Here is a 24,093-nt window from a genome sequence, read left to right as displayed (position 1 = left end):
GCCCATGAGCCCTGCGCACCCGGAAAACTGGCCCGTACACACTGAAAAAGGAACCGTGGACGCCGCGCTGCTGCGGGACGTCGCCGCCCTTGTCGCCGCGGCGGAAGAGTCCGACGGCAATCCGCCGCTGTCCGAACAGACCCTTGTCACGCTGCGCGCCGGCGATACGGGCGAGCACTCGGTGCTTGCCCTGGCCCTCTATGCCCCTGACGACAAGTTGGATCCCGCGACGGCGCAGGACCTGGCCGGCGTCGCCGTCGTCATCGAGGAACCCGACGGCACCGGCATCCTCGAGGTCGCCGTCCATCCCAGCTACCGCAACCAGGGCGTGGGCGACCGCTTGCTGGGCGAACTGAAGACCGTCCGCGGCTTCGCCGGCCTGAAAGCCTGGTCCCACGGAAACCACGAGGCCGCGGCCGACCTCGCAGCCCGCTACGGCTACGGCGCCGTGCGTGAGCTGTGGAAGATGCGGTTGATGACGGCGGCAGCGGCCCTGCCGGAGGCGCACCTCCCGGACGGCGTACAGCTCCGCACCTTCGTGCCCGGCCGGGACGAGGACGCCTGGCTGGCCGCAAACAAGGCCGCTTTCGCCCACCACCCGGAGCAAGGCAACATGACGCGGGCCGATCTGGACGCCCGGATGGCCGAACCGTGGTTTGATCCCGCGGGCTTCCTGCTGGCCGTCGACCCGGCGGACCGGATCCTGGGATTCCATTGGACCAAGGTGCACCCCCGGCACGGCGACCACCCCGCAATGGGCGAGGTCTACGTGGTGGGCGTGACCCCCGATGCCCAGGGGTCCGGGCTCGGCAAGGCCCTCACGGTCGCCGGCATCAGGCATCTCCAGGGCTTGGGGCTCCGCGCCGTCATGCTCTACGTCGATGCCGACAACACCCCCGCCGTCGCCCTCTACCGCCGGCTCGGATTCACCCGCTGGGATGTCGATGTGATGTACGCGCCGCTGCCGCAGCAGCCAGCACAGGCCGCCGCTCCCGCGCCGGACCGCGTTAGTCAAGTCGGCGGATAACCGTCCCGGCCCGGGCCGAAACCTGGGGTCATCCGGCCATGATTGCTTGTAAGGTTGAAGCTACATCGCGCCAGCATTGAGGAGACACCATGCCACGGGATACCGCCCGGACATCCACGTCTGAACCAGCAACGCCGGAAAAGGGGACGCGTCCGGTACGTGCACGCTTTGGCTCCTCCGAAGTGCCGGCCTCGCGCGCCACGCAGGACCGGATCGATATTCCGGAGTTCGCGCCGAACCCGGAACCGGAAGGCGACATCCGCCCCGACCGGTTTCTGGACCGGGAACTGAGCTGGCTTGCGTTCAACGCGCGGGTCCTGGAATTGGCCGAGGACCCCAACCTGTACCTGCTGGAGCGGGTCAGCTTCCTGTCCATCTTCGCCTCCAACCTGGACGAGTTCTTCATGGTCCGGGTGGCCGGGCTGAAGCGGCGGATCGCCACGGGGCTCGCCGTCCCCTCCCCTGCCGGGCTGAGCCCCATGCAGGTCCTGGAGCAGATCGGGGAGGAGGCCCACCGGCTGCAGCAGCGCCACGCCCGGGTCTACGCCGAACAGATCCGTCCGGCGCTGGCCTATGAGCACATCCACCTGATGCACTGGGAGGAACTCGACTCGCAGGCCAAGGACCAGCTCAGCGCCATGTTCGCGGAAAAAGTTTTCCCGATCCTGACGCCGCTGGCCGTGGACCCGGCGCACCCGTTCCCCTACATCTCCGGGCTGTCCCTGAACCTCGCCGTGGTGGTCCGCAACCCGGTCAGCGACAAGGAGCTCTTCGCCCGTGTCAAGGTCCCTGACCAGCTCCCGCGCCTGATCTCCATCGACGGCGCCCGCGCCGGCTCCGTCCCGGGACGGGTGGCACGGTTCATCGCGCTCGAAGAAGTGATCGCCGTGCACCTGGACCAGCTGTTCGCCGGCATGGAGGTCCTGGAACACCACATCTTCCGCGTGACCCGCAACGAGGACGTCGAGGTCGAAGAGGACGACGCCGAAAACCTGCTGCAGGCCTTGGAGAAGGAACTCCTGCGCCGCCGGTTCGGCCCGCCCGTCCGCCTTGAGGTCACCAATGACATCAACCCGAACATCCGTGCCCTGCTGATCCGCGAGCTCGGCGTCGAGGAATCCGAGGTCTACTCCGTGCCGGCGCCGCTGGACCTGCGCGGACTCTCGGTGATTGCCGGGATCGACCGGGCGGACCTGCACTACCCCAAGCACGTCCCGCACACCTCGCGCTACCTCAACGAATCGGAAACGTCCAAGGCGGCCAACGTCTTTGCCGCCATGCGGCGACGGGACATCCTCCTGCACCACCCGTACGACTCCTTCTCCACGTCGGTCCAGGCGTTCCTGGAACAGGCAGCCGCGGACCCCAAAGTCCAGGCCATCAAACAGACCCTGTACCGCACGTCCGGTGACTCCCCGATTGTCGATGCCCTGATTGACGCCGCCGAGGCCGGCAAGCAGGTCCTGGCGCTCGTGGAGATCAAGGCGCGCTTTGACGAGCAGGCGAACATCTCCTGGGCCCGGAAACTGGAACAGGCAGGCGTCCATGTGGTGTACGGCATCGTGGGGCTCAAGACCCACTGCAAGCTCTCCCTCGTGGTCCGCCAGGAAGTGGACGGCCTGCGCCGCTACTGCCACATCGGCACTGGCAACTACCACCCCCGTACGGCCCGCTACTACGAGGATCTGGGCCTGCTGACGGCGAACGAACAGGTCGGCGAAGACCTTTCGAAGCTGTTCAACCAGCTCTCCGGCTACGCGCCGAAGTCCACGTTCAAGAGGCTGCTCGTGGCGCCGCGCTCGGTCCGTTCCGGGCTGATCGACAGGATCGAAACCGAGATCAGGAACGCCCGGGCCGGCATCCCCGCCCGCGTCCAGATCAAGGTCAATTCGATGGTGGACGAAGCCATCATCGATTCCCTGTACCGCGCGTCCCAGGCCGGAGTGCAGGTGGATGTCATTGTCCGCGGCATCTGCTCCCTGCGGCCCGGCGTTCCCGGCCTGAGCGAGAACATCACGGTCCGCTCCGTGCTGGGCCGCTTCCTGGAACACTCCCGCGTCTTCGCGTTCGCCAATGCCGGCGACCCGGTGGTTTACATCGGCTCGGCCGACATGATGCACCGCAACCTCGACCGCCGGGTTGAAGCCCTCGTGCAGCTGACGAGCGGCGACGACACGAGCTATGTCCTGGACTTGCTCAACCGCTACATGGTGCCCGAAACGGCGAGTTGGCATTTGGACAAGCAGGGTGAATGGACCCGCCACCACCTGGCGGAAGACGGCCAGGACCTCAAGGACGTGCAGTCCTGGCTGCTCGCCTCCCGCTCGCGCCAGCGCTCGACCAGCCTGCGGTAGGGATCGTGAGTGTGAGCAGCGATGCACTGGTTGCGGACCAGGCTGACCAACCCGGTGAAGAGGTTTCCGTCACGGCGGCGGGCGCCATCCCGTGGCGCCTCAATTCGGTAAACAAGGACCAGCTCGAGGTCCTGCTGATCCACCGTCCGCGGTATGACGACTGGTCCTGGCCGAAGGGCAAAATCGACGCCGGCGAGACCATCCCGGAGTGCGCCGTGCGCGAGGTGGAGGAGGAGATCGGGCTCACCGCCCCCCTGGGGATCCCGCTCCCGCCCATCCACTACCATGTGGCGGCCGGGCTGAAGGTGGTCCACTACTGGGCGGTCGACGTCGACGGCGCCGCCTTGATCCCGGACGGCACGGAAGTCGACAGCGTCATGTGGTGCCCGCCCGAGAAGGCCGCCCGCCTCCTGAGCAACCCGAGCGACATCGAGCCGCTGCAGCACCTGGTGAACGCCCACGACCGCGGGGAGCTGGCGACCTGGCCGCTGCTGATCGTGCGCCACGCGAAGGCCAAGCCCCGCTCGTCCTGGTCCAAGGCCGAGGGCGACCGTCCGCTGGCCGCCACCGGCATGCGGCAGGCGCAGTCGGTGGGGCGGCTCCTGCAGGCGTGGAAGCCCGCGCGGATCGTTTCAAGCCCGTGGCTGCGGTGCGTGGCCACCATCGCACCCTACGCCAAGGCGGCCGACGCCAAGGTCAAGCTCAACGAGGCCCTCACCGAGCACCGGCACAGCCGCAGCCCGCACAAGACGGCAGCCGTCGTCGAGGGATTGTTCGACAAGCAGCGGGCCGTGGCGCTGTGTACGCACCGTCCGGCCCTGCCCACGGTCCTGAAGCAACTCGCGAAGCACATGAACTCCCGGCTGCGGGACCTGCTGCCGTCCTCGGACCCGTTCCTGGCGCCGGGCGAGATCGTGGTATGCCACGTCGCCCGCGGCAGCAAGAAAAAAGTGGTCGCGGTGGAGCGGTTCAAGCCGTTCGACGACTGAGGTCCTTGACCCCGGGGGGCCCTAAGCCTAGTTTGTATCAATAGCTTGATACATTACTGCTGAATCTTGGGGGATTCCGTGCCGGTCCTGCTGAACGTGCCGCCGATGCTGTTGCTCGGCCCGGCGATCGCCGCCCTGCTGGTGTATGCCGTTCTGCGGTGGGTGATCTGGGCTCCCGGGACCGGAACGTCGCCGCAGACAGTGTCGGAGCACGGGCTGTGGGTAGGTGTGATCGGCTGGCTCGCGAGCTCACTCCAGGGCGCCATGACCCTGGGCATCATCCCGGCCAATCCGTCAGCGTCCGCCGTGGTGGGCGCCGACTCGATCATCCCGGCGCTGGCATGGCCCGTCCTGGGCTGCCTGGGCGTGCATGCCCTGGGACAGGTCAGCTACCCGGGTCCGCGGCGAATGCGGCGGCAGGCCGTGCTGTCCGTGCGGCGCATCAAAGACTTCCTGCCCCGCAGGCTGGCATTGACCACGGCTGCGATCTTCGTCTCGGCTGCCGCGGCCATCGCCCGGACTGCCACGCTGCCCGGGTTCGCGGCCGTGGCTCCCACTACGGTCAGCGACGGCGCGTACGGCTACTACAACAGCGGCGGCGACGGCCGTATCCCCGGACCGGAGGTGGCCGCCTGGCTCGGCGGCGCCCTGCTGGTGCTGGCCGTCGGCACGTGGCTGGTTTTGTGGCTGATCGGCCGCCGCCGACAGCTGGAGTCCCTTGACGCGGCGGACAACGCTGTACTGCGGACCATCGCGATGAACCGGCTGCTGCGCACAGTGTCCACAGTGGCTGCCGGCTTGGCAGTCATCGCGGGGAACTTCGCGGCCCGTCCCGATCCGGCCCAGCAAACGGGATCGTGGACGAACTTCGCCGGCCTCGCGGCGACCGTGGTTCTGCTCGTGATGTGGTGGTGGCGGCCGCCTCGGCTTGCTTCCGCCGGGCTGGGCGTCCGGAACCGGCCGGAATCAGGGATCGCCACCGGCCGCCAGCACCCGGCCGCCAGGCTGGTCTCCTCACTTGGAGCGCTCCTGGGCCTCGCGGCCGCCGTGCCGCTGGTCGCCGGAGCCTTCCTCGCCCCCGTGATCATGGCGGCCGCCGGCTACGGACTTGCGGGACTCGTGGCCCTGATGGGCATCTGCGTCCTACTGGTCATCGCCGGAGGCGAGCTGGTCCTGCAGCGCAACTACGGATCGCCCGAGGCGCCGCGCACCTGGCCCCGGCAGCCGGTCAACGCCGCCCTGCTGACCACGGCGGTCCTGGCGCTGCTGGTCTTCCTGGCAGCCCTCGCCGTCACCACCGCGGGGCGGGCCCTGCTGGCCGAAGATTCCGGCTGGGTTCCGGTTGCGCTGCTCACGGCCGGGACCTGCGTTGCCGCCCTGCCGGCGTTCCTCCGGGCCCGGTCCCGCCAGGGCATCCGCGACGCCCCGCGCGGTCTGGACGCCGCGCTGCGCGCCATCACTGTCCACCGCATCGTGCGGACCCTCGCCGCAACCCTCACGGCCCAGGCCGGTGTCCTGCTGCTGACCCAGACCAACGCCTGGGCGGCGGTGTTCGGGTCGGACGCGTTCGGCGACGCCGTCGATCCGGCCGCCGGATCGTGGTGGCCCGCGACCCTGGCCGGCGCTGTCCTGGCCGCCAGTGCCGTGCTCATCGCCGTCGTCCCCGTGGGCGGCCTGGCCCGGAAGACCCCGGCTCCCCTGCCGCGGAAGGAAGTCGCCGCATGACGGCGGGCATCGCCATCAACCTGCGTTCGCCGGTTCCCCCCTTCGAGCAGATCCGGACGCAGATCGCCTCCCTCATCAGCCTCGGGACGCTTGCAGCGGGAACCCGGCTGCCAACCGTCCGCAGCCTCGCGTCGGACTTGGGCCTCGCTGCCGGGACAGTCGCGCGGGCCTACAAGGAACTCGAACTGGCCGGACTGGTCGAAACCCGGCGGCGCAACGGCACGGTGGTCGCCGGCAGCCAGCCGATCCTGCCCCCGCCCGCACTTCCCCCGGGCACGGTCCCGGTGGAGGTGATCGCCGCCGTCGACCGCTGCATTACGGAAGGCCGCACAGCCGGGCTCGACGACGCGGCACTGCTGGCGATCCTGCGGGCGAGGCAGGGCGGGTCACACAAATAAGGAGAGCCGGCGAGTTCTCAGTAGACTGGAACGGTGAGCATCCCTACGCCCTATGAAGACCTCCTGCGCGACGTCCTCGAGCACGGCACGCACAAATCGGACCGCACCGGCACCGGCACCCTGAGTGTTTTTGGCCGCCAGCTCCGCTTCGACCTGAGCAAGAGCTTCCCGCTGATCACCACCAAGCGGGTGCATTTCAAGTCCGTGGCGGTGGAGCTGCTCTGGTTCCTCCGCGGCGACACGAACGTCAAATGGATGCAGGACCAGGGCGTCACCATCTGGGACGAATGGGCCGACGCCGACGGCGAACTCGGTCCCGTTTACGGGGTCCAGTGGCGTTCCTGGCCCACGCCCGACGGCGGCCACATCGACCAGATCGCCGAACTCATCAAGAACCTGAAGTCCAACCCGGATTCGCGCCGGCACATCGTCTCGGCCTGGAACGTCTCCGAACTCAAGGACATGGCCCTGCCCCCATGCCACGCGTTCTTCCAGTTCTACGTGGCGGACGGCAAGCTTTCGTGCCAGCTGTACCAGCGGTCAGCGGACACCTTCCTGGGCGTGCCCTTCAACATCGCGTCCTACGCCTTGCTGACACGCATGATCGCGCAGCAGACCGGCCTGGAACCGGGCGAATTCGTCTGGACCGGCGGGGATGTCCACATCTACGACAACCACATGGACCAGGTCCTCAAGCAGCTCGCCCGCGAGCCCTACGACTACCCCCAGCTGAACATCACCCGCAAGCCGGACTCCATCTTCGACTACACCCTCGAGGACTTCGAGGTGGTCGGCTACCAGCACCACCCGACGATTAAGGCCCCGATAGCCGTATGAGCAACGACAACACCGCGGGCGTGCAGCCCGGCGATTTCACGGAGCAACTCCGAGCGTCCGCCACTGGCCTCGGGCTCGTCTGGGCCCAGACCAGCACCGGGGTGATCGGCAAGGCCGGCGACATGCCGTGGCACCTGCCCGAAGACATGTCGCACTTCAGCCGCCTCACCACCGGCCACCCGGTCATCATGGGACGCAAGACCTGGGAATCATTCCCGGACAAGTACCGCCCCCTGCCCGACCGGACGAACATCGTCATCACCCGCCAGGCCGCCTGGCGGGACACCCCCGGCGCGGAAGGCGCCGTCGCGGTGGCGTCGCTCGATGACGCCTTGCTTGAATCCCAGTTCGTGGCCGGCCATGAGACCGTGTGGATCATCGGCGGCGGCGAAATCTTTGCCCAGTCTCTGGACCTTGCCGACGTCGCCGTCGTCACCACCATCGACACCAGCGCCGAAGGGGACACCTTCGCTCCGGAACTCGGCTACGACTGGACCGTCTCGGCCAGCCTCCCGGCCAACGGCTGGCTGACCTCCGCCAACGGCACCCGCTACCGGATCACGCTGTGGCGCCGGACGGAGGCCAAGTAATGCTGAGGAAGCCAGAAACACTCTTTGTCCTGGGGTACATGCTCCTGCCCCTGCTCGCACTGCTCTCCGCGGTCGTGGGGCTGACCATGATCCTGGGCGGCAACAAGATCCTCGGGGCGATCGTGCTGGTGGTGGTGACCCAGGTCTTCACGTTCGGGGCGGTTTTCGCGCTGCGCCGGCGCAAGGCGGCACTGCTGGAAGAGCCCCGCGGCGACTATAACGCGTGACGTAACCGACTGCGCCGGGCGGGCCGCGAAGTCTAAACTGGGCCCATGACTACAGCAGCTACCCCGTCCGTCGGCCTGGTTGGTTGGCGTGGCATGGTCGGTTCCGTCCTCATGCAGCGCATGCAGGATGAGGGCGACTTCGCCAACATCAACCCGGTCTTCTTCTCCACCTCGAACGCGGGCGGTGCCGCCCCGGCCCTGGCCGGCGCCGCTGCGGGCGCCGCCGGCAAGCTTGAGGACGCGTTCGACCTCGAGACGCTGGCGAAGCTGCCCATTATTGTCACCGCCCAGGGCGGGGACTACACCAAGCAGGTCCACGGCGAGCTCCGCAGCCGAGGCTGGGACGGCCTCTGGATCGATGCCGCCTCCACGCTGCGCATGAATGAGGATTCCATCATCGTGCTGGACCCCATCAACCGGGACGTCATCGACGCCGGCCTCTCCGGCGGGGTGAAGGACTTCGTCGGCGGCAACTGCACCGTGTCCTGCATGCTGATGGGCCTGGGCGGGCTCTTCAAGAACGACCTGGTCGAATGGGGCACGTCCATGACGTACCAGGCGGCCTCCGGCGGCGGGGCACGCCACATGCGTGAACTGCTGAACCAGTTCGGCAGCCTCAACGCCGAGGTCAGCTCCGAACTGGACGACCCGGCGTCGGCGATCCTCGAAATCGACCGCAAGGTCCTGGCACACCAGCGCGCCGGCATCGACGCCACACAGTTCGGCGTTCCGCTGGCCGGTTCCCTGATCCCCTGGATCGACGCGGACCTCGGCAACGGCCAGTCCAAGGAGGAGTGGAAGGCCGGAGTGGAGACGAACAAGATCCTTGGCACCTCCGCCGCGAACCGCGTCGTCATGGACGGCCTGTGCATCCGGATCGGTGCGATGCGCTCCCACTCCCAGGCCCTGACACTGAAGCTGCGCGAGGACCTCCCGGTCGCCGAGATCGAGAAGCTCGTGGACGCGGACAACCAGTGGGCCCGCGTGGTGCCAAACACCAAGGAAGCCTCGATGGCCGAGCTCACGCCCGTGGCGGCCTCCGGCACCCTGGACATTCCGGTGGGCCGGATCCGCAAGCTTGAGATGGGTCCGCAGTACATCAGCGCGTTCACGGTGGGCGACCAGCTGCTGTGGGGCGCCGCGGAGCCGCTGCGGCGCATGCTCCGCATCGCCACCGGAAACCTCTAGGAGCCCGTCCGGGACACGCATACAGGCGGACGTTCAGACACCCCTTCAGGCGGAAGTTCAGGCACCTGTTCCGGCACCTGTTCAGGCGCCAAGGAATCTGCGGTATTTCGCGGCCTGCAGCCCAAAAGACTTTTGGGCGGCGGGCCGCAGCCCGTTAACAGGGTCGAAGGGTTCGGGCACGACGCCGGCTCCCCTGCGGCCCGGCGGCCCGGCCCAGGTGCCGATCACGCCGCCGCCGGCCACAATGGTCTTCTTGAACACGCCGTTGCCGCCGGGGACGATCTTGTCGGCATGCTCCGGCGGCAGCACGAGGGACCGGTCCGCGTAGCCGAGCAGGAATTCATCGAACCCCGGCAGCGCCAGCACCGTGCGCTGACCGGGGACGCCGTCGTCGAGCAGCGCGGCTGTCTCTGCAGAGAGCCAGTAGCTGGTCCCCTCAAACTCCAGCTCCGCCAGCTGGTCCGACACCCGGGCCAGGGCCGCCCGGGTTTCCGTCAGCGGAATGCCGGCCCACCAGGCAAAATCACGTTCCGTGGCGGGGCCGTGACTGCGAAAGTAGCGCAGCAGCCACTCGGCGATGCCGTCGGAACGGTCCAGGGTCCGCGACTCGGTGATCCAGTCGCCAAAGGCCACGACCAGCTGCTGGTTGCCGGCCAGCGGCCCCTGCACCAGCAACCCCCGCTGGCACAGGATCCCGAGCAGATGAATGCCGCGCTGGGCCGCCGTGGACTGACCCGCCCGTTCGAAGGCCTGGAACAGCTCCGCCCGGCTGGCAGCTCCTCCGGAGACCAGGTGCAGGGCAGTTGCCGCGGCGGCGTCGACGTCCGCTGCCGTGATCTCAAGCTCCCGGTGGCGCCGGGCCAGGCCCTGGATCAGCCGGTCGGAGGTGATGGCCAGCATCCATTTCAAGTCCTCGGGTGCCAGCACGTGCAAAGTACCGCGCATTGGCCAGGAACGGACGATCTCCGCCCGGTCCAGCGCCCCGCGGACGTCTTCGGCGCGGGAACCCGGCACGCGCTGGCCGACGGCCCAGAGCACGGCCTGCAGGTCCTGGGCCTGCATCGCCGTCATGCCGCGGACGGCGTCGGGGACGGACTGAAACCCCGGTCCCAGCAGTCCCTGGGCGGCCAGCCGCAGCCTGCCGATGATTCCGGGGCCAAGCCGGCGGATGCCCGTCACTGCTGCCATGGAACCATGGTAAGCCGCCTGTGTTGCCTGTCGGGTTGTTGCCCGGCTGTTCCCAGCCGCCATCCAGCAGGCTTCCCTACCCTTGAATCATGACTATGAGTGAGGTGTGGCCGCTGCTGCGGCCCCTGTGCCGGAAGCTGGCCCTGCTGGGCTGGGCGTCCAGCGCCGCCGGCATGGCTGCCGGGCTCGCCGTCGCCATCGCCAGCGGCACCCGGCTCTCGCCCATGATGAGCACCCTGCAGCTGGTGGCCGCCTTGTCCATGGCGGTGTCCGTGGCCAGCTTCGTCACGGCCGCGGCGTTGCAGCCGCGGGCACGGTCACGGTCTCAGTCACGGTCTCAGTCACGGTCTCAGGCACGGGTGCAGGCGGCTGTGAAGCACGGCAGCATTGCCCCGCAGGGCCGGGAGCTCCAGCTCGACTATGGCGGCGAATTTCCGGCCACCGTACAGGCCTTCCTGCTCGGCTCCCTGGCGTTCCTCGCCGGCGCCGTGGCGTTTGCGTGCGCCGGACTGGTGCTGCAAAGCGGGCCCAGCGTCCAGTCCGTGGCGTTCTGCCAGGTCTTCCTGCTCGGGGCCGCGGCCTCCGGTTTCACCTTCATGCTTTTCAGCAAAGTGGCACCCCGCCACACGGAACCGTAGCCGGGGCGCGCGGGCGCCCTGCCTGCGCTGCCCCAGCCTTGCCCGGGCAGCGGCCCTTTTCCCGGGACCGGACCTTCCCTAGAGATCGACGCCGATCAGCAGCGGCTCCGGGTGCAGTTCAATGCCGAAACGTTCGGCGACGCCTTGGCGGACCTCGCGCGCGACGGCCAGCATGTCCGCCGCGCTCGCCCCTCCCCTGTTAGTGATGGCGAGGGTGTGCTTGGTGGACAGCGAGGCCCGGCCGCCCGAGACGCTGTCCGGGTCCAGGCCGAAGCCCTTGGCGAACCCGGCCTGGTCGATCAGCCACGCCGCCGAGAGCTTGGTCAGCCCGTCCGCACCGGCGGGGTAACGCGGGGCCTCCTGCGGCAGCCGTGCCGCGACGTCCTCGGTCACGATCGGGTTCGTGAAAAAGGATCCCGTGGAGTAGGTGTCACGGTCGTCCGCGTCCCAGACCATGCCCTTGGACGCCCGGAGCCGCAGCACCTCGCGCCGGACGTCGGTGGAGTAGGCCCGCTGGCCCTGCTCGACGCCGAGCACCCGGGCGAGTTCGGCGTAGCGGACCGGGGCGCTCTTCCGGCCGAGCGGGAGCTGGAATTCCACGGTGAGCACCACATAGCGCGGTGAGCCGTTGACGGTGGTCTGCTTCAGGATGGAGTCCCGGTAGCCGAACTTGAGTTCGGAATTCGTGAAGGTCTTCACCGCGTTGCGTTCCCGGTCCCAGGTGCGCACGACGGCGATCGTCTGGGAGACGTCGGCCCCGTAGGCGCCGACGTTCTGCACGGGGGTGGCGCCCGTGGCACCGGGGATTCCGGAGAGGGCTTCGACGCCGGACCAGGCATGCTTCACGGCGTGTTCAACGAAGGCGTCCCAGTTGTGGCCGGCCTGGACCACCACCGCCACGCCGCCGCAGGAGTCCTCGGCGTCGACGGTGAACCCGTCGGAGGCGATCTTCAGCACCGTGCCGGGGAACCCGGCGTCGGACACCAACAGGTTGGAGCCGCCGCCGATGATCAGCAGGGACTGGCCGGCGGCGTCCGCGGTGCGCACGGCGTCGATGATCGCGGCCTCGGTGCGGGCCTCGATGTAGCTGCCGGCGGGGCCGCCGACGGCGGAGGTGGTCAGGGCGGAGAGCTGGATCTGGGTCACCTGACCAGCCTAGCCGGGATCATCAGCCCGCCTAAGCCGGTGCCGGCCGCACCTGGCTAGCGGCTCTGTCCCGGCAAGGGCACGGGCGCGGGGAGTTTACGGGTAACCGGGGAGAGCAGGAAACTGACGATCAGCATCACCATGACGGCCAGCAGCGAGTGGAGAATGCCGACGTGCTCGGCCAGCAGCCCCAGCAGCGGCGGCCCGCACAGGAACGCTCCGTAGCCGATCGTGGACACCACGGACACCCGCGCGGCGGCCTTGACGGGATCGTCGGCCGCGGCGGACATGCCGACCGGGAAGCCCAGGGACGCGCCGAGTCCCCAGATGGCCAGGGCCACGTAGGCCAGCCACGGTACCGGCGCGAAGACGAACAGGCCGAGGCCCAGAACCGCCAGCGCGGCGCACCAGCGCATCACCGGGACCCGGCCGAAGCGGTCCAGGACCAGGGTGCCGGCGAAGCGGCCGATGGTCATGAAGGTGACGAACAGCCCGTACCCGGCGGCTCCGGCGGCGTCGGTCTGGCCGTGGCCGTCGGCCAGCGCCAGCGCCACCCAGTCCCCCGCCGCTCCTTCGGCCAGGGCCAGCCCGAGGACCAGCACGCCCAGCAGCAGGGTGCGCCTGTCACGCCAGGCCTGGGCGATGAGGCGTTTGTTGTCCAAGGGCGGCTCCGGGACCGCGTCCGTCTGCCGGACGATCGGGATGGGCCCGGTGGAAGGATCCTCGAAGGTATCTGTCCCGGACGCTTTGAAGGGCTGCTCCGCCTCGAGGGGCGTGATGTCCGCCCGGAACCAGGCCGCCGCGATGGTCACCGAGCCGGCCACGAGCAGGCCCACCACGGCCAGGTGCAGGAAGACCGGGATCCCGGCGGCGGCAGCCCAGGCGCCCAGCCCGGCGCCCGCCACAGTGCCCAGGCTGAAGGAGCCGTGCAGCCGGGGCATGATGTGCCGCCGGACGGCGCGTTCCACCGCCGCCCCTTCGACGTTGGACGCGGTGTTCCAGCTGGCGGTGCCCAGCCCGATGATTGCCAGACCCGCGGCAACCGTCACCGGGCTGGCGAGCACCGAGGTGCCGAAGCCTGCCAGCGCCAGCCCGAATCCGACCATGATGCTGCCGATCCGGATGGTGCGCTTGGAGCCAAGGCGAAGCACAATCAGGCCCGAGGCGGACACGGACAGGAAGGATCCCGCCGTCATGCAGAGCAGGAGCAGTCCGATGGTGCCGGGAGTCAGGTCCAGGCCGTCGCGGATGGCCGGCAGCCGGGAGACCCAGGTGGAGAATGCGATTCCGCTCGCGGCGTAGGCCACCACCACGGCGTTTCGCCAGTGCGTGATCTCGGCGGGCGGGACGAAGACTTCCCTGGTCACAGCAGCCAGATTCACAGCAACGCCATGGGCTAGGCCACCCTGACGACGGCCTGGGCCTTGACGAGGACCTTCTGGGCGGCCGAGACGACCGTGAGGTCGACGCGGGCGGTGCCGGCGTCGGCGTCGAGGGCCCCGATGGCCCCGCTGATCTCGATCACGGCGCCGGACTCCGGTGTCCCCGTCGTGTCGGCGACGGGAACCGGCTTGGTAAAGCGGGTCTGGAAGTCGACGACGGCGGCGGGATCGCCGGCCCAGTCGGTCACGAGCTGGACGGCCGCACCCATGGTGAACATGCCGTGCGCGATCACGCCCGGCAGGCCGACGCCGGTGGCGAAGGCCTCGTTCCAGTGGATCGGGTTGAAGTCACCGGATGCGCCGGCGTACTTGACGAGGTCGGTGCGGGTGACGGTAATGCTGCGGCTGCCAATGTCCTGGCCGACCGTGAGTGCTGCGATGTCGATGCTCATGGCTACTGTCCCTCTCCGCGGACCAGGATGGACGAGGTGGTGGTGGCGACCGGCTCCCGGACACCGGTGGCATCGCCGGCGACACCGGTGGCATCGCCGGGGGCCAGGGCGAAGATTTCCGAGCGGGTGGTGATCATGGCTCCGCCGCCCATGGCGCGGACGCCGTCGACGTGCAGTTCGGCGACCAACCGGTCCCCCGCGACGATCGGGCGGTGGTGCGTGAACCGCTGGTCGGCGTGGACCACGCGGGAGAAGTCGATCCCGGATTCCGGATCCTCGATCAGCTGCGCGTCGGCGCGCTGCGCGACGATAATGGCGAAGGTCGGCGGCGCCACGAGGTCCCTGTGACCCAGCGCCTCGGCGGCGGCAACATCGAAGTGGGCAGGGTGGGTGGCCTTGACCGCGCGCGCGAACTCGCGGATCTTCTCGCGGCCGACGTCATACACCTCTGCGGCAGGGTAGCTGCGCCCCTGCAGGTCCGGATTGATAGTCATGGTTCCAGCCTATCGCCACGCCCGGAGCCGTCCGGCTTCGTGACAGGGTGAGCGCCGGGGACCGGACGGGCACTGACGGGCGCCCCGGCGGGTCTTGACCGGCGCTCCGGCGGGTCTTGACCGGCGCGATATGATGAAAACATCAATCCATCAATCCGAATCGCCGAGGGCGCCGCCGCACCGCGCCGCGAACGGATGCGAGAAAGTGTTTCCCCGCCATGATCTCCGCCGCGCAGACCCCCCTGTATGAAATCAAGGCCAACCTGTTCAAAGCCCTGGCGCACCCGGCCCGAATCCGGATCCTCGAGCTTCTGGCGGCCGCGCCGGACAATACGGCGCCGGTCAGTTACCTGCTCGCCGAGACGGGGCTGGAGCCCTCGCACCTGTCCCAGCATCTGGGCACGCTGCGCCGGCACGGTGTGGTGACGTCGGTCCGGACGGCGAATGTCGTGACCTACCGGCTGACTCATCCCAAGATCAAGGAGCTGCTCGCGATTGCCCGGGTCTTCCTGCTGGACACCCTGGCCGGTTCCAGCGAACAGCTCCGGATAGCGCAGGAGATGCCGGCAGGCCACCTCGACCGCGCGGGCGACGCCGACAGTACCGGCCGCCTCGACGCCACGGCAACGTGAGCGCGGCCCAGGCAGCAGACCCGGCGACGACATCTGCCACGGCACGGGGACGCTTCGCCCGGTTTGTGCCGTCCCGCCGCGACTACGAGCTCTTGAGGTCCGCCTGGAAGACGGACCTGTTCGCCGGCATCACGGTGGGCATTGTGGCGCTCCCCCTGGCCCTGGCCTTCGGGGTCAGTTCCGGGGTCGGGGCGGAGGCCGGACTCATCACCGCAGTGGTGGCAGGACTTGTCGCCGCCGTCATGGGCGGATCCAACGTCCAGGTCTCCGGCCCGACCGGCGCCATGGTGGTGGTCCTGGCCCCGGTGGTCGCCGTCCACGGCGTCGGCAGCATTGCCCTGGTCTCTGTATTGGCCGGGCTGCTGGTCGTGGTCCTGGGCGCCAGCGGGCTGGGCCGGGCCRTCGCGTTCATCCCGTGGCCGGTCGTGGAGGGTTTCACACTCGGCATCGCCGCCATCATTTTCCTCCAGCAGGTTCCCTTGGCCACGGGCACCGAGGGAACGCCGGGCCACAACACCCTCCTGGCCGCCGTCGAGAGCGCGTCGCAGGCCACCATGCCGACCGTGCTGGAAACGCTCGCGGTGGTGGCATGCGTCGCGGCCGTGATGTACCTGCTGCCCAGGCTGAGCAAGGCCCTGCCCGCGAGCCTGATCGCGGTGCTGCTCACCACCGCGGCGTCGGAGATGCTGGCGCTGGACATACCGCGGATCGGCGCGCTTCCGCACTCCCTGCCGGCGCCCTCGATGCCCTCTGTCGATCCGGCCGCGCTGGGAGGCCTGCTGATGCCGGCCGTGTCCATCGCGACGCTCGCCGCCATCGAATCCCTGCTCTCGGCCCGGGTGGCCGCCGGCATGGTCGGCCCCGACGGCCGTCCGTCCGGCGCGTACAGCCCGGACCGGGAGCTCACCGGCCAGGGGCTGGCCTCGATCGCTGCCGGATTCTTCGGCGGCATGCCCGCGACGGGCGCGATCGCCCGGACCGCCGTGAACGTCCGTTCCGGGGCCAAGACCCGGCTCTCCGCGGTGGTGCACGCCCTGGTGCTGCTGGCCATCATCTACCTGGCGGCGGGGCTCGTCGGCAGGATCCCGCTGGCGGCGCTGGCCGGCATCCTCATGGTCACGGCCGTCCGCATGGTCTCGCGGCACACCGTCACGGCGATTTTGCGCTCCACCCGGGCCGACGCCGCGGTCTTCGTGGTCACCGCCCTCATTACCGTCGCCTTCGACCTCATTGTGGCCATCCAGATCGGACTCGCCGCGGCCGCCGTGTTCACGCTGCGGACATTCGCTTCGCTGAGCGGGGTCCGGCGCGAAGACATCCCGGGGCCGCCGGTTCCGGGCGACGAGCACATCGCCATCTTCCGGCTGGACGGGGCCATGTTTTTCGGTGCAGCGGAGCGGGTCCTGCAGGAGATCAGCCAGGTCCGGGACATCCAGGTGGCCGTCATCCGGCTCTCCCAGCTGCGGATGCTGGACGCCACGGGCGCCCACATGCTCGTTGAGGTGGTCTCCGCGCTGGAGCTGCGCGGGGTCACGGTCCTGCTGAAGGGGGTCCAGCCGCAGCATCTGGAGCTCGTGACCAATGTGGGGGTCATCCGCTCACTGCGGCATCACAAGCACCTGTTCACATCCCTCCCGGACGCGGTGGAGCATGCCCGGAGCCATGTGGTGCGGAACGCGGCCGCTAGCGCTTGAGGTTTTTCCGGATCGCCTGGCCGCGGACCACAAGCCCGGCAATGTGCAGGATCAGGCCGAGCCCGATCACTGCCAGTGAGGCGAGGGCAAGGGGCTGGTTGCCGGTGCTGTTGCCCACCACGCTGAGGATGATGCCGAGGGCGATCAGGCCCATGGCGCTAAAGACGAGCACCTTGTAGGTGGTTGACGCGGTGGCCCAGAATTCATTCAGCACCGTGCCAGTCTACCGGGGCGGCCGGACGACGCCGCGAGCCGCAAAAATTCCTGGCGACACTCACATTGCCTGCCGGCGCGGGAATACGGGCGCGTCCGGTAATTTGCGCGTCGCGGGGCAAATCCAGCGTCAGAACAAGGCTTCCTGCACGGCCGGGACATCCGAGCCGTGGTCACCGAGTTCGATCACCCGGGCCTTGAGCTGGCCCAGGTTCACCACGAATTCCAGTCCGCTGCCATCCAGCGCCGCGAGGGCAATGCTGCCGCTCAGCGCGTCGATCCGGAACCCGTGCGCTCCGGCCGCGAGGTCGTGCGGATAGGAGTGCCGGGCAGCCGGGGCGCAGGCCTTCGCGGAGAGCTCCGGCCGGGCCCACCGTTCATCCACCACCGCGAAGCCCTCCCCGCCGGCACCGGCGAGCAGGGTCCGGGCCTCCCCTGCCAGCCGTCCGTTCAGGGCGTCGAGGTCGACGGCGGCTGCCGGGGCGAGCAGCGCAGCGGCCTTGGCGGCAGCGCGGACCTGCTGCGGCAGCCCGGCCTCGCGCGTGATCATGTCCTCGAGGAGGCGGACCACGCGGCCGTCCTCGGCACGGGCGACGTACCGGGCGACGACGGCGCCCTGCTCGGCGAGCCGGTTCCATTTGCGCGGGTGGGACGCGGTGCCGACCTTGCTGGCCCCGTTGGCGAAGGTGGCGACGTAGAGCCAGTGCGGCTGCATCAGGTACGCGCGCAGGCCCGGCGGGACCCGGCCGCCGCGGTGGAAGTCATGGATCAGCCGGGAGTCGTCCAGCACGAAGCACCGCTCGCACTGGCTGCCCCTTGCGGCGGGAGCCCGGTCCGGGCACAGGACGTGGTCCCGGTCCGCGGGTCCGTGCACCTGGTGGTGCCCGAGGCAGTGCTTGCCCGGGGCGGCGAGCCGGAAACCGAGGCGGGTGCCGGGGTCGAGCGTCAGTGCGGTGAAGGCGCCGCCAGGGCCCTGCAGGCGCATCGCCGGTGGCCTGCCGCCGGACGCTGCGGCGGGCCCCGGCGCCGGACCATCCCAAAAGACCCCGTGCACCAGATAGCGGGTATCGGTCACGGGGTCTCCTGCGGTGGTGATGTGGCTACAGGGCCGGCTGCACGCCAAAGGCCACGGCGAGCTTCATGATCTTCTCGGCCCGGCCCAGGCGCGGCAGGTCGGAGCCGTCCCGGATGACGCGGCCGCTGGCTTCGAAGTCGGCCATGAAGTCCGTGGCCCAGGCGACGTCGGACGGGGTGGGGCTGATGACCTCGTTGATGACCGGGGTCTGGTCGATGGCGAGGCAGAGCTTCCCGGTCATCCCCATCATCACCGTGATGCCGGTCTGTTCGCGCAGAATCGGGTGGTTCGTCCCGACGGTGGGGCCGTCGATGGGGCCGGGCAGGTTGCCCACGCGGCTGGCCACAACGAGCTTGGCGCGGGGGTAGGCCATGGCTTCCGCGGTGGCCGCCATGCCGGTGTCGCGGCGGAAGTCGCCCGAGCCGAAGGCCAGGCGGAAGGCGCCCTGGGCCTTGGCGATGTTGTTGGCTTCCTCGATGCCGACGGCGGACTCGACCAGGGGGATCACCGGGGTCTTGCCGTCCATCCGGTGGAAGCTCTCCGTGACCTGGTCGGCCGATTCGGTTTTGGCCAGCATGATGCCCAGCAGTCCGGGGGTGCCGCGCAGGCCGGCGAGGTCGTCGGCCCAGAACGGGCTGGTGGCGTCGTTGATCCGGACCCATGCGCTGCCGCCGGCGGTCAGCCAGTTCACGACGTTGGCGCGGGCGGCGTCCTTCTGCGAGGGGTCCACCGCGTCTTCGATGTCGAGGATGATCGCATCGGCCCGGGAGACGGCGGACTGGTCGAAGAGGTCGGTCTTCATCGCGTTAACCAGCAGCCAGGAGCGGGCGATGTCGGCCGGGATGTTGCGTTGGGGCCGAAGTGATTCGGCGGTGGTGGTAGAGGTCATGCATCTACGCTAGTCGCCCGGGGGCACTTGCCGCTAAGCGATCCGGCCTTCAGCGGCGACCATTACGACCAAAATCACATCCCTGCCCAGCTGGCCGGCAGCAGAAGCCGTTTCCAGGCTCAAAACGGCCAGGCGGCCGGCCAGTTGGGTGGGGCGGACCGGCTAGGGGATGTTGCTTCCCCGGGCCGCGACCCAGAGCCCGTACCACTCGGCGCGCGTCATCGCCGCGGCGGCCTCGGGGGCGCCGGCGCAGGCGAGGATCCGGTCCGGGTTCGCGGTGCCGATCACGGGCGCAATCCCGGCAGGGTGCCTCATGAGCCAGCCGAGCACGATCGCTTCCCCAGTGGTCCCCTTCTCGGCGGCCAGGGCGGCCACGAGGGAGGTGGCAGCCTCCTCGGCCGGCGTCCGCGCGGCCGCCGGCGCCCCGGTGTAGAGGCCGCGGGCCAGCGACCCGTACGCCTGCAGCCGGATGCCGTTCCGGACGCAGTGCTCCACGGTCCCGTGCGGGAAGCTGTAGTCCGTGCCCTCGGCATGGTTGACCAGCACCGTGCTTTCCAGCCACGCCCGTTTCAGCAGGCTCATTTCGAGCTGGTTGCCCACCACGGGAACCTCGAGCCGGTCCTGCAGCATCTCGATCTGCGGGCCCGACATGTTGGACACGCCCACGGCCCGCACCTTGCCTTCGGCCATGAGCTGCCCGACGGCGGAGGCCACCTCCGCCGGATCCATCAGGGGATCCGGGCGGTGCAGCATGAGCACGTCGACGTAGTCCGTCCGGAGCCGGGCCAGGCTTTCGTTGACCCGCGCCAGGATGCCGCCCCGGCTGAGGTCGTAGTAGGCCTCCAGACCCTGCTCATTGAGCCGGATGCCGCACTTGGTCTGCAGCCGGATTTTCTCCCGCAGCCCGGGGGTGCGGGCCAGGACTTCGCCGAAGACGGCTTCGGCCTTGCCGTTGGTGTAGATGTCCGCGTGGTCGAACAGTGTGATGCCCGCGTTCAGGGCGGCCTCGACGGCCGCGGCCGCCTCGTCCACGTGTGCGGACGAGTACGGCTCGGCCGACCAGTCGCCGCCCAGGCCCATGCAGCCGTAGACGAGTTCCTGGGGGAGGTTGCCGCCGGCGGGCGTGCCGGGCGAAGCCTGCGGTGCGGGACTCACCGCAGCCAGACGGTGGTGTTGGCCGGCAGCTGCCCGCCATCCAGCGGGCCGCTGCTGACCAGCACCTCGCCGGCCGGCAGGTCAACCGGCGCGTCGCCGAAGTTGGTCACCGTCTGCCAGCCGCCGGGACGGCTGAAGCGCAGGACGTCGGCGCTGCCGGATTCCTGCCACTGCAGTTCCTCCGAGGTCTGGAGTTCGCGGCGCAGCTTCAGGGCCTTGCGGTAGAGCTCGAGCGTGGAGCCTTCCACGCCGTCCTGGGCTGCTACCGCGTAGCGGCTGAACCAGGCCGGCTGCGGGAGGTGTGCCCCGCCGGCGCCAAAGCCGAACGAAGTGCCCTCCGGGGCCCAGGGCAGGGGCACGCGGCAGCCGTCGCGGCCGATCTCCACGCCCTTGTTCCGGAAGAAGGTGGGGTCCTGGCGCTCGGCGTCGGGGATCCCCGCGACTTCCTGCAGGCCCAGTTCCTCGCCCTGGTACAGGTAGGCCGAACCCGGCAGGGCCAGCATCAGCAAGGTCGCGGCGCGGGCCCGGCGCAGGCCGAGTTCGACGTCGAGCTCCTCGACGGGGGCGCCGGCCAGCAGCCAGCCCTTGCCGTCCTGGCCCTGGGCGTGCTTGCCGCCGCCCTGGGGCAGGCCGTAGCGGGTGGCGTGGCGGACGACGTCGTGGTTGGAGAAAACCCAGGTGGAGGAGGCACCGGACTCGGTGGCCTCGGCGAGGTTCCGGGCGATGATTTCGCGGAACTCGCCGGCGTCGAAGTCGGCCTGCAGGAGGTCGAAGTTGAACGCCTGGCCCAGGCCCTCCGGGCTGGCGTAACGGGCGCGGCGGGTGGCGTGCACCCAGGCCTCGGCGACGGCGGTGCGCGGCGGGTTGTATTCGTTGAACACCTCGCGCCATTCGGCGTAGATCTCGTGGACTTCATCGCGGTCCCAGAACGGGTGCGAGCCGTCCGGGAATCCGTCCGTTCCGGTGTTGGCGGCGCTGAGCTCCACCTTGGAGATCAGCGGCTCGGTGAGGTCCTTGGTCAGCGCGTGGGCGACGTCGACGCGGAAGCCGTCCACGCCGCGGTCGGACCAGAAGCGGAGCGTCTTGAGGAAGTCGTCGCGGATTTCCCGGTTGGCCCAGTTCAGGTCCGGCTGTTCCTTGGCGAAGATGTGCATGTACCACTGGCCGGGCGTGCCGTCGGGCTCGGTGATGCGCTCCCAGGCGGGGCCGCCGAAGACGGATTCCCAGTCCGACGGCGCGAGCTCGCCGTTTTCGCCGAGACCGTCGCGGAAGATGTAGCGCTCGCGGGCCGCGGAGCCGCGCGGGGAGGCCAGGGCCTCCTGGAACCACTCGTGCCGGTTCGAGGAGTGGTTGGGGACGATGTCGGCGATGAGCTTGATGCCGGCGGCGTGCAGCGCGGCGGACATCTCGTCGAAGTCCGCCAAGGTGCCGAGCTTGGGGTCCACGTCGCGGTAGTCGTCGACGTCGTAGCCTCCGTCGGCGAGGGCCGAGGGGTAGAACGGGGAGAGCCAGACGGCGTCGATCCCGAGGTCCTTCAGGTACGGGACCTTGGCGGTGATGCCCTTGATGTCGCCCAGGCCGTCACCGTTGGAGTCCGAAAAGCTCCGCGGGTAGATCTGGTACACCGATGCCTGGCGCCACCAGTTGGGGTCGGCGGCGAGGTCGGAACCGGACAGGGTTGCCAGCGTGGCGGTGTTGGTCAAAGGAGATTCCTTCGGGTCTGGGAGGGCTTCTGGTAATTTAGATACAAGCTAAATATATTGCCTGAACAATTATGGGTCCGGGGACAGAAGAGGTCAAGAAGTGATGCCGCACGCAGCCGCCGCCACGCCGCAGCTGCTGCGCCGCGTGAACGCCCAGGCCGTGCTCCGCCACATCCGCGGCGCCGATGTTGCCACCGGAACCGAGTTGATGGCCCTGACCGGGCTGACCCGGGCCTCGGTGATTGCCGTCTGCGAGGACCTGATCGGCCGGGGCTGGATCGTGGAGCAGGACCAGCCCGCAGACCCGGCAAGTCCGCGGAAGGGCCGGCCGGCCCGGCGCTTTGCCTTCAACCGGGGAGCGGGCTTCGTGCTGGGCCTGGACATTGGTGCCGCGACCACCACCGCCGCCGTGGCCGACCTCCGCGGCACGGTGATCGGCCGTTCCAGCGGAAGCTTCCGCGCGGCGGACATCCCCGCGCAGGAGCGGATCGGCGTCGTCGATCTCGCCTGCCGCGAGGCGCTGGAAGCCGCGGGAGCGGACCCGGGCAGGGTCCTGGCCGTCGGCGCCGGGATCGCAGCGCCGGTGGACCGCGACGGCAACGTTCTGGTGACGCAGCGTTTTTGGAGCCTGTTCGACGTCGGGCTCCGCTCCGCGCTGAAGGAGCTGCACGGTTGGACCGTGCTCCTGGAGAACGACGCCAACCTGGCTGCGCTCGGTGAGCGCTGGCGCGGGTCCGGTGTGGGCGTGGATGATCTGGTGGTGCTCCTGGCCGGCGAACGCCTAGGCGCCGGCGTGATGGAATCCGGCCGCCTGCTCCACGGCCGCGGCGGGGCCGCCGGCGAGATGGGCTATCTGGACATGGTGGAAGGTGTTGGCTCCAGCGACGGCATCGCGGCCCTGGTGCGGCAGTGGTCGGCGGCCGGCGGCGGCCCCTCCGCGGGCGGCCCTGCCAGTGCGCCGCGCGTCTTCGCGGACGCGGCCGCGGGAGACCCCGCGGCCCTGGCCATCCTGGACCGGATTTCGGAGCGCATGGCCCGGGTCATCGCCTCGATCGCGAGCCTGATCAACCCCGAGCAGGTGGTGATCGGCGGCGCCGTCGCCGAGTCCGCCGGGGCGCTCCTGCCCGGCATCACAGCGCTGCTTCCCCGCTTCACCGCGACTCCCCCGCGGGTGACGGTCTCACCCCTGGGCGACGCGATCGTCACGGCGGGCGCGGTCCGGCACGCCCTGGACTACGTTGAGGCGAATGCCTTGGAGCTGGCCCTCCCCGGCCCGGCCTGAGCCCTAGTCCGTTGCCCTAGTCCGTTGCCCTAGTCCGGCATGATCATGGTGCGCAGGTCCAGCTGCCGCAGCACCCGGTCCGCGACTTCCGGGTCCATGCCCGGCTCGTTCCGGGCCGCTACGACTTCCCGGCGGGCCGCATCGAGGGCGATCGTCTGCACCGCAATCGCCAGTTCCCGGCCACGCTTACGCTGCTCCCCCGCGCTTTCATTCCGCAGGCTCCCGTCCAGCAGCTCGGCGTGCAGCCGGGTCATTTTCTCCTTCACGAGCGCCACCTTATCCGCCGGCAGCTCCTTCATGAGCTCATTGTCCTTCAGGGCCGCGATCGCTGCCTGTTGCGCCCGGCTCGCCAACACGCGGGCGGCGTCGCGTTCTTCGGAACCGTCCTCGGACGCCTTCAGGACCCGCATGAGCCACGGCAGCGTCAGCCCGGGCAGCACCAGAGTGGCCAGCAGCACGGCGCAGGCGATCACCAGCAGCTCGCTGCGGGCCGGGAACGGCGTGCCGTCCGCAACGGTTAGCGGAAGAGCCAGGGCCAGCGCCAGGGTGGCCAGGCCCCGCATGCCGCACCACGTGAGTATCAGAACGTCGTTGGCCGAAGTAGGGCGCAGAACATCCTTCCTCGCCCGGGAGAGGCCGGACATCATGGCCAGCCAGGCGAAGCGTGCGGCGAACACCAGGACGCACACCACCGCGGCCGTCCCGACCATGCCGAAAACGCCGCTGCCTTCGTCGTGGATGACCTGCCGTACTTCCAGCCCCACCAGCCCGAACGCCAGGCCGGTGACCAGCAGTTCCACGACGTCCCAGAACGC

At 69.5% G+C, this 24,093-nt stretch carries 24 protein-coding genes; 13 read left to right on the top strand and 11 right to left on the bottom strand.

Annotation, left to right across the window (positions count from 1 at the left end):
* The first annotated feature begins 4 nt into the window (after nt 1–4).
* From mshD to asd, 9 genes are all read left to right on the top strand, one after another.
* Complete coding sequence (gene mshD / locus AC1D1W_RS14410) at nt 5–1,027, top strand: mycothiol synthase (RefSeq protein WP_476944038.1); 1,023 nt, start codon at nt 5–7, stop codon at nt 1,025–1,027.
* An 89-nt stretch (nt 1,028–1,116) separates the two neighbouring features.
* The gene (locus AC1D1W_RS14405; protein WP_476944037.1) at nt 1,117–3,381 is read left to right on the top strand and encodes an RNA degradosome polyphosphate kinase; all 2,265 of its coding nucleotides are present in this window, start codon (nt 1,117–1,119) and stop codon (nt 3,379–3,381) included.
* Nucleotides 3,382–3,392: 11 nt separating this feature from the next.
* Nucleotides 3,393–4,370 (top strand): NUDIX hydrolase, encoded by a 978-nt coding sequence (locus AC1D1W_RS14400; protein WP_243181103.1) that lies wholly within the window; start codon nt 3,393–3,395, stop codon nt 4,368–4,370.
* A 66-nt stretch (nt 4,371–4,436) separates the two neighbouring features.
* Nucleotides 4,437–6,095, top strand: coding sequence for a hypothetical protein (locus AC1D1W_RS14395; protein ID WP_476944036.1), 1,659 nt, complete (start codon nt 4,437–4,439; stop codon nt 6,093–6,095).
* Nucleotides 6,092–6,493 (top strand): GntR family transcriptional regulator, encoded by a 402-nt coding sequence (locus AC1D1W_RS14390; protein ID WP_476944035.1) that lies wholly within the window; start codon nt 6,092–6,094, stop codon nt 6,491–6,493. Before AC1D1W_RS14395 ends, AC1D1W_RS14390 begins: the two co-directional genes overlap by 4 nt.
* Before the next feature lie 33 nt (nt 6,494–6,526).
* The gene (locus tag AC1D1W_RS14385) at nt 6,527–7,330 is read left to right on the top strand and encodes a thymidylate synthase (protein WP_243181106.1); all 804 of its coding nucleotides are present in this window, start codon (nt 6,527–6,529) and stop codon (nt 7,328–7,330) included.
* Complete coding sequence (locus AC1D1W_RS14380) at nt 7,327–7,920, top strand: dihydrofolate reductase (RefSeq protein ID WP_476944034.1); 594 nt, start codon at nt 7,327–7,329, stop codon at nt 7,918–7,920. Before AC1D1W_RS14385 ends, AC1D1W_RS14380 begins: the two co-directional genes overlap by 4 nt.
* Nucleotides 7,920–8,147 carry an NF038396 family protein gene (locus AC1D1W_RS14375; protein WP_028276519.1) on the top strand — a complete coding sequence of 76 codons (228 nt, stop codon included), beginning with the start codon at nt 7,920–7,922 and terminating at the stop codon, nt 8,145–8,147. Before AC1D1W_RS14380 ends, AC1D1W_RS14375 begins: the two co-directional genes overlap by 1 nt.
* Before the next feature lie 45 nt (nt 8,148–8,192).
* A complete protein-coding gene (asd, locus tag AC1D1W_RS14370) occupies nt 8,193–9,335 on the top strand; it encodes an aspartate-semialdehyde dehydrogenase (protein ID WP_476944033.1) in 1,143 nt (380 codons plus the stop codon).
* An 81-nt stretch (nt 9,336–9,416) separates the two neighbouring features.
* Here the strand turns inward: asd and AC1D1W_RS14365 are convergent, their stop codons facing one another.
* Nucleotides 9,417–10,523, bottom strand: a complete 1,107-nt coding sequence (locus AC1D1W_RS14365; protein WP_476944032.1) for a winged helix DNA-binding domain-containing protein — start codon at nt 10,521–10,523, stop codon at nt 9,417–9,419.
* An 89-nt stretch (nt 10,524–10,612) separates the two neighbouring features.
* On the opposite strand from AC1D1W_RS14365, the gene AC1D1W_RS14360 reads away from it, so the two are divergent.
* A complete protein-coding gene (locus AC1D1W_RS14360) occupies nt 10,613–11,161 on the top strand; it encodes a hypothetical protein (protein ID WP_476944031.1) in 549 nt (182 codons plus the stop codon).
* A gap of 78 nt (nt 11,162–11,239) precedes the next feature.
* Here the strand turns inward: AC1D1W_RS14360 and AC1D1W_RS14355 are convergent, their stop codons facing one another.
* From AC1D1W_RS14355 to AC1D1W_RS14340, 4 genes are read right to left on the bottom strand one after another with little or no spacing between them, the layout of a single operon-like run.
* Nucleotides 11,240–12,307: a UDP-N-acetylmuramate dehydrogenase gene (locus tag AC1D1W_RS14355; RefSeq protein WP_476944030.1), complete on the bottom strand. Its 1,068-nt coding sequence runs from the start codon at nt 12,305–12,307 to the stop codon at nt 11,240–11,242.
* A gap of 56 nt (nt 12,308–12,363) precedes the next feature.
* Nucleotides 12,364–13,689, bottom strand: a complete 1,326-nt coding sequence (locus AC1D1W_RS14350) for an MFS transporter (protein ID WP_476944029.1) — start codon at nt 13,687–13,689, stop codon at nt 12,364–12,366.
* Nucleotides 13,690–13,703: 14 nt separating this feature from the next.
* A complete protein-coding gene (locus AC1D1W_RS14345) occupies nt 13,704–14,141 on the bottom strand; it encodes a MaoC family dehydratase (RefSeq protein ID WP_243181112.1) in 438 nt (145 codons plus the stop codon).
* A gap of 2 nt (nt 14,142–14,143) precedes the next feature.
* Complete coding sequence (locus tag AC1D1W_RS14340; RefSeq protein ID WP_243181113.1) at nt 14,144–14,635, bottom strand: FAS1-like dehydratase domain-containing protein; 492 nt, start codon at nt 14,633–14,635, stop codon at nt 14,144–14,146.
* Between the two features lie 218 nt (nt 14,636–14,853).
* On the opposite strand from AC1D1W_RS14340, the gene AC1D1W_RS14335 reads away from it, so the two are divergent.
* Nucleotides 14,854–15,267, top strand: a complete 414-nt coding sequence (locus tag AC1D1W_RS14335; RefSeq protein WP_476944028.1) for an ArsR/SmtB family transcription factor — start codon at nt 14,854–14,856, stop codon at nt 15,265–15,267.
* A complete protein-coding gene (locus AC1D1W_RS14330; protein ID WP_476944027.1) occupies nt 15,264–16,961 on the top strand; it encodes a SulP family inorganic anion transporter in 1,698 nt (565 codons plus the stop codon). Before AC1D1W_RS14335 ends, AC1D1W_RS14330 begins: the two co-directional genes overlap by 4 nt.
* On the opposite strand, the gene AC1D1W_RS14325 is transcribed toward AC1D1W_RS14330, so the two are convergent.
* From AC1D1W_RS14325 to AC1D1W_RS14305, 5 genes are all read right to left on the bottom strand, one after another.
* Complete coding sequence (locus AC1D1W_RS14325; RefSeq protein WP_028276510.1) at nt 16,951–17,175, bottom strand: DUF3188 domain-containing protein; 225 nt, start codon at nt 17,173–17,175, stop codon at nt 16,951–16,953. The genes AC1D1W_RS14330 and AC1D1W_RS14325 overlap by 11 nt on opposite strands.
* Before the next feature lie 129 nt (nt 17,176–17,304).
* Nucleotides 17,305–18,249, bottom strand: coding sequence for a DUF2797 domain-containing protein (locus AC1D1W_RS14320; protein WP_476944026.1), 945 nt, complete (start codon nt 18,247–18,249; stop codon nt 17,305–17,307).
* Between the two features lie 25 nt (nt 18,250–18,274).
* Nucleotides 18,275–19,138 carry an HpcH/HpaI aldolase/citrate lyase family protein gene (locus tag AC1D1W_RS14315; protein ID WP_028276509.1) on the bottom strand — a complete coding sequence of 288 codons (864 nt, stop codon included), beginning with the start codon at nt 19,136–19,138 and terminating at the stop codon, nt 18,275–18,277.
* Between the two features lie 162 nt (nt 19,139–19,300).
* Nucleotides 19,301–20,293 carry an aldo/keto reductase gene (locus tag AC1D1W_RS14310; protein ID WP_476944025.1) on the bottom strand — a complete coding sequence of 331 codons (993 nt, stop codon included), beginning with the start codon at nt 20,291–20,293 and terminating at the stop codon, nt 19,301–19,303.
* Entirely contained in the window at nt 20,290–21,996 is a 1,707-nt protein-coding gene (locus tag AC1D1W_RS14305; RefSeq protein ID WP_476944024.1) for a glycoside hydrolase family 13 protein, read from the bottom strand. The genes AC1D1W_RS14310 and AC1D1W_RS14305 overlap by 4 nt, the downstream gene beginning before the upstream one ends.
* A gap of 103 nt (nt 21,997–22,099) precedes the next feature.
* Between AC1D1W_RS14305 and AC1D1W_RS14300 the strand changes: the two genes are divergently transcribed.
* Nucleotides 22,100–23,278 carry an ROK family transcriptional regulator gene (locus AC1D1W_RS14300; RefSeq protein ID WP_476944023.1) on the top strand — a complete coding sequence of 393 codons (1,179 nt, stop codon included), beginning with the start codon at nt 22,100–22,102 and terminating at the stop codon, nt 23,276–23,278.
* 29 nt (nt 23,279–23,307) lie between these two features.
* Here the strand turns inward: AC1D1W_RS14300 and AC1D1W_RS14295 are convergent.
* A partial coding sequence (locus AC1D1W_RS14295; RefSeq protein ID WP_476944022.1) for a cation:proton antiporter occupies nt 23,308–24,093 on the bottom strand: 786 nt, incomplete at its 5' end.

Source organism: Arthrobacter sp. P1_B4 (genome assembly GCF_056406555.1).
Note: the sequence above shows the minus strand (reverse complement) of the source record. Positions and strands in the feature narration are given on the sequence as shown.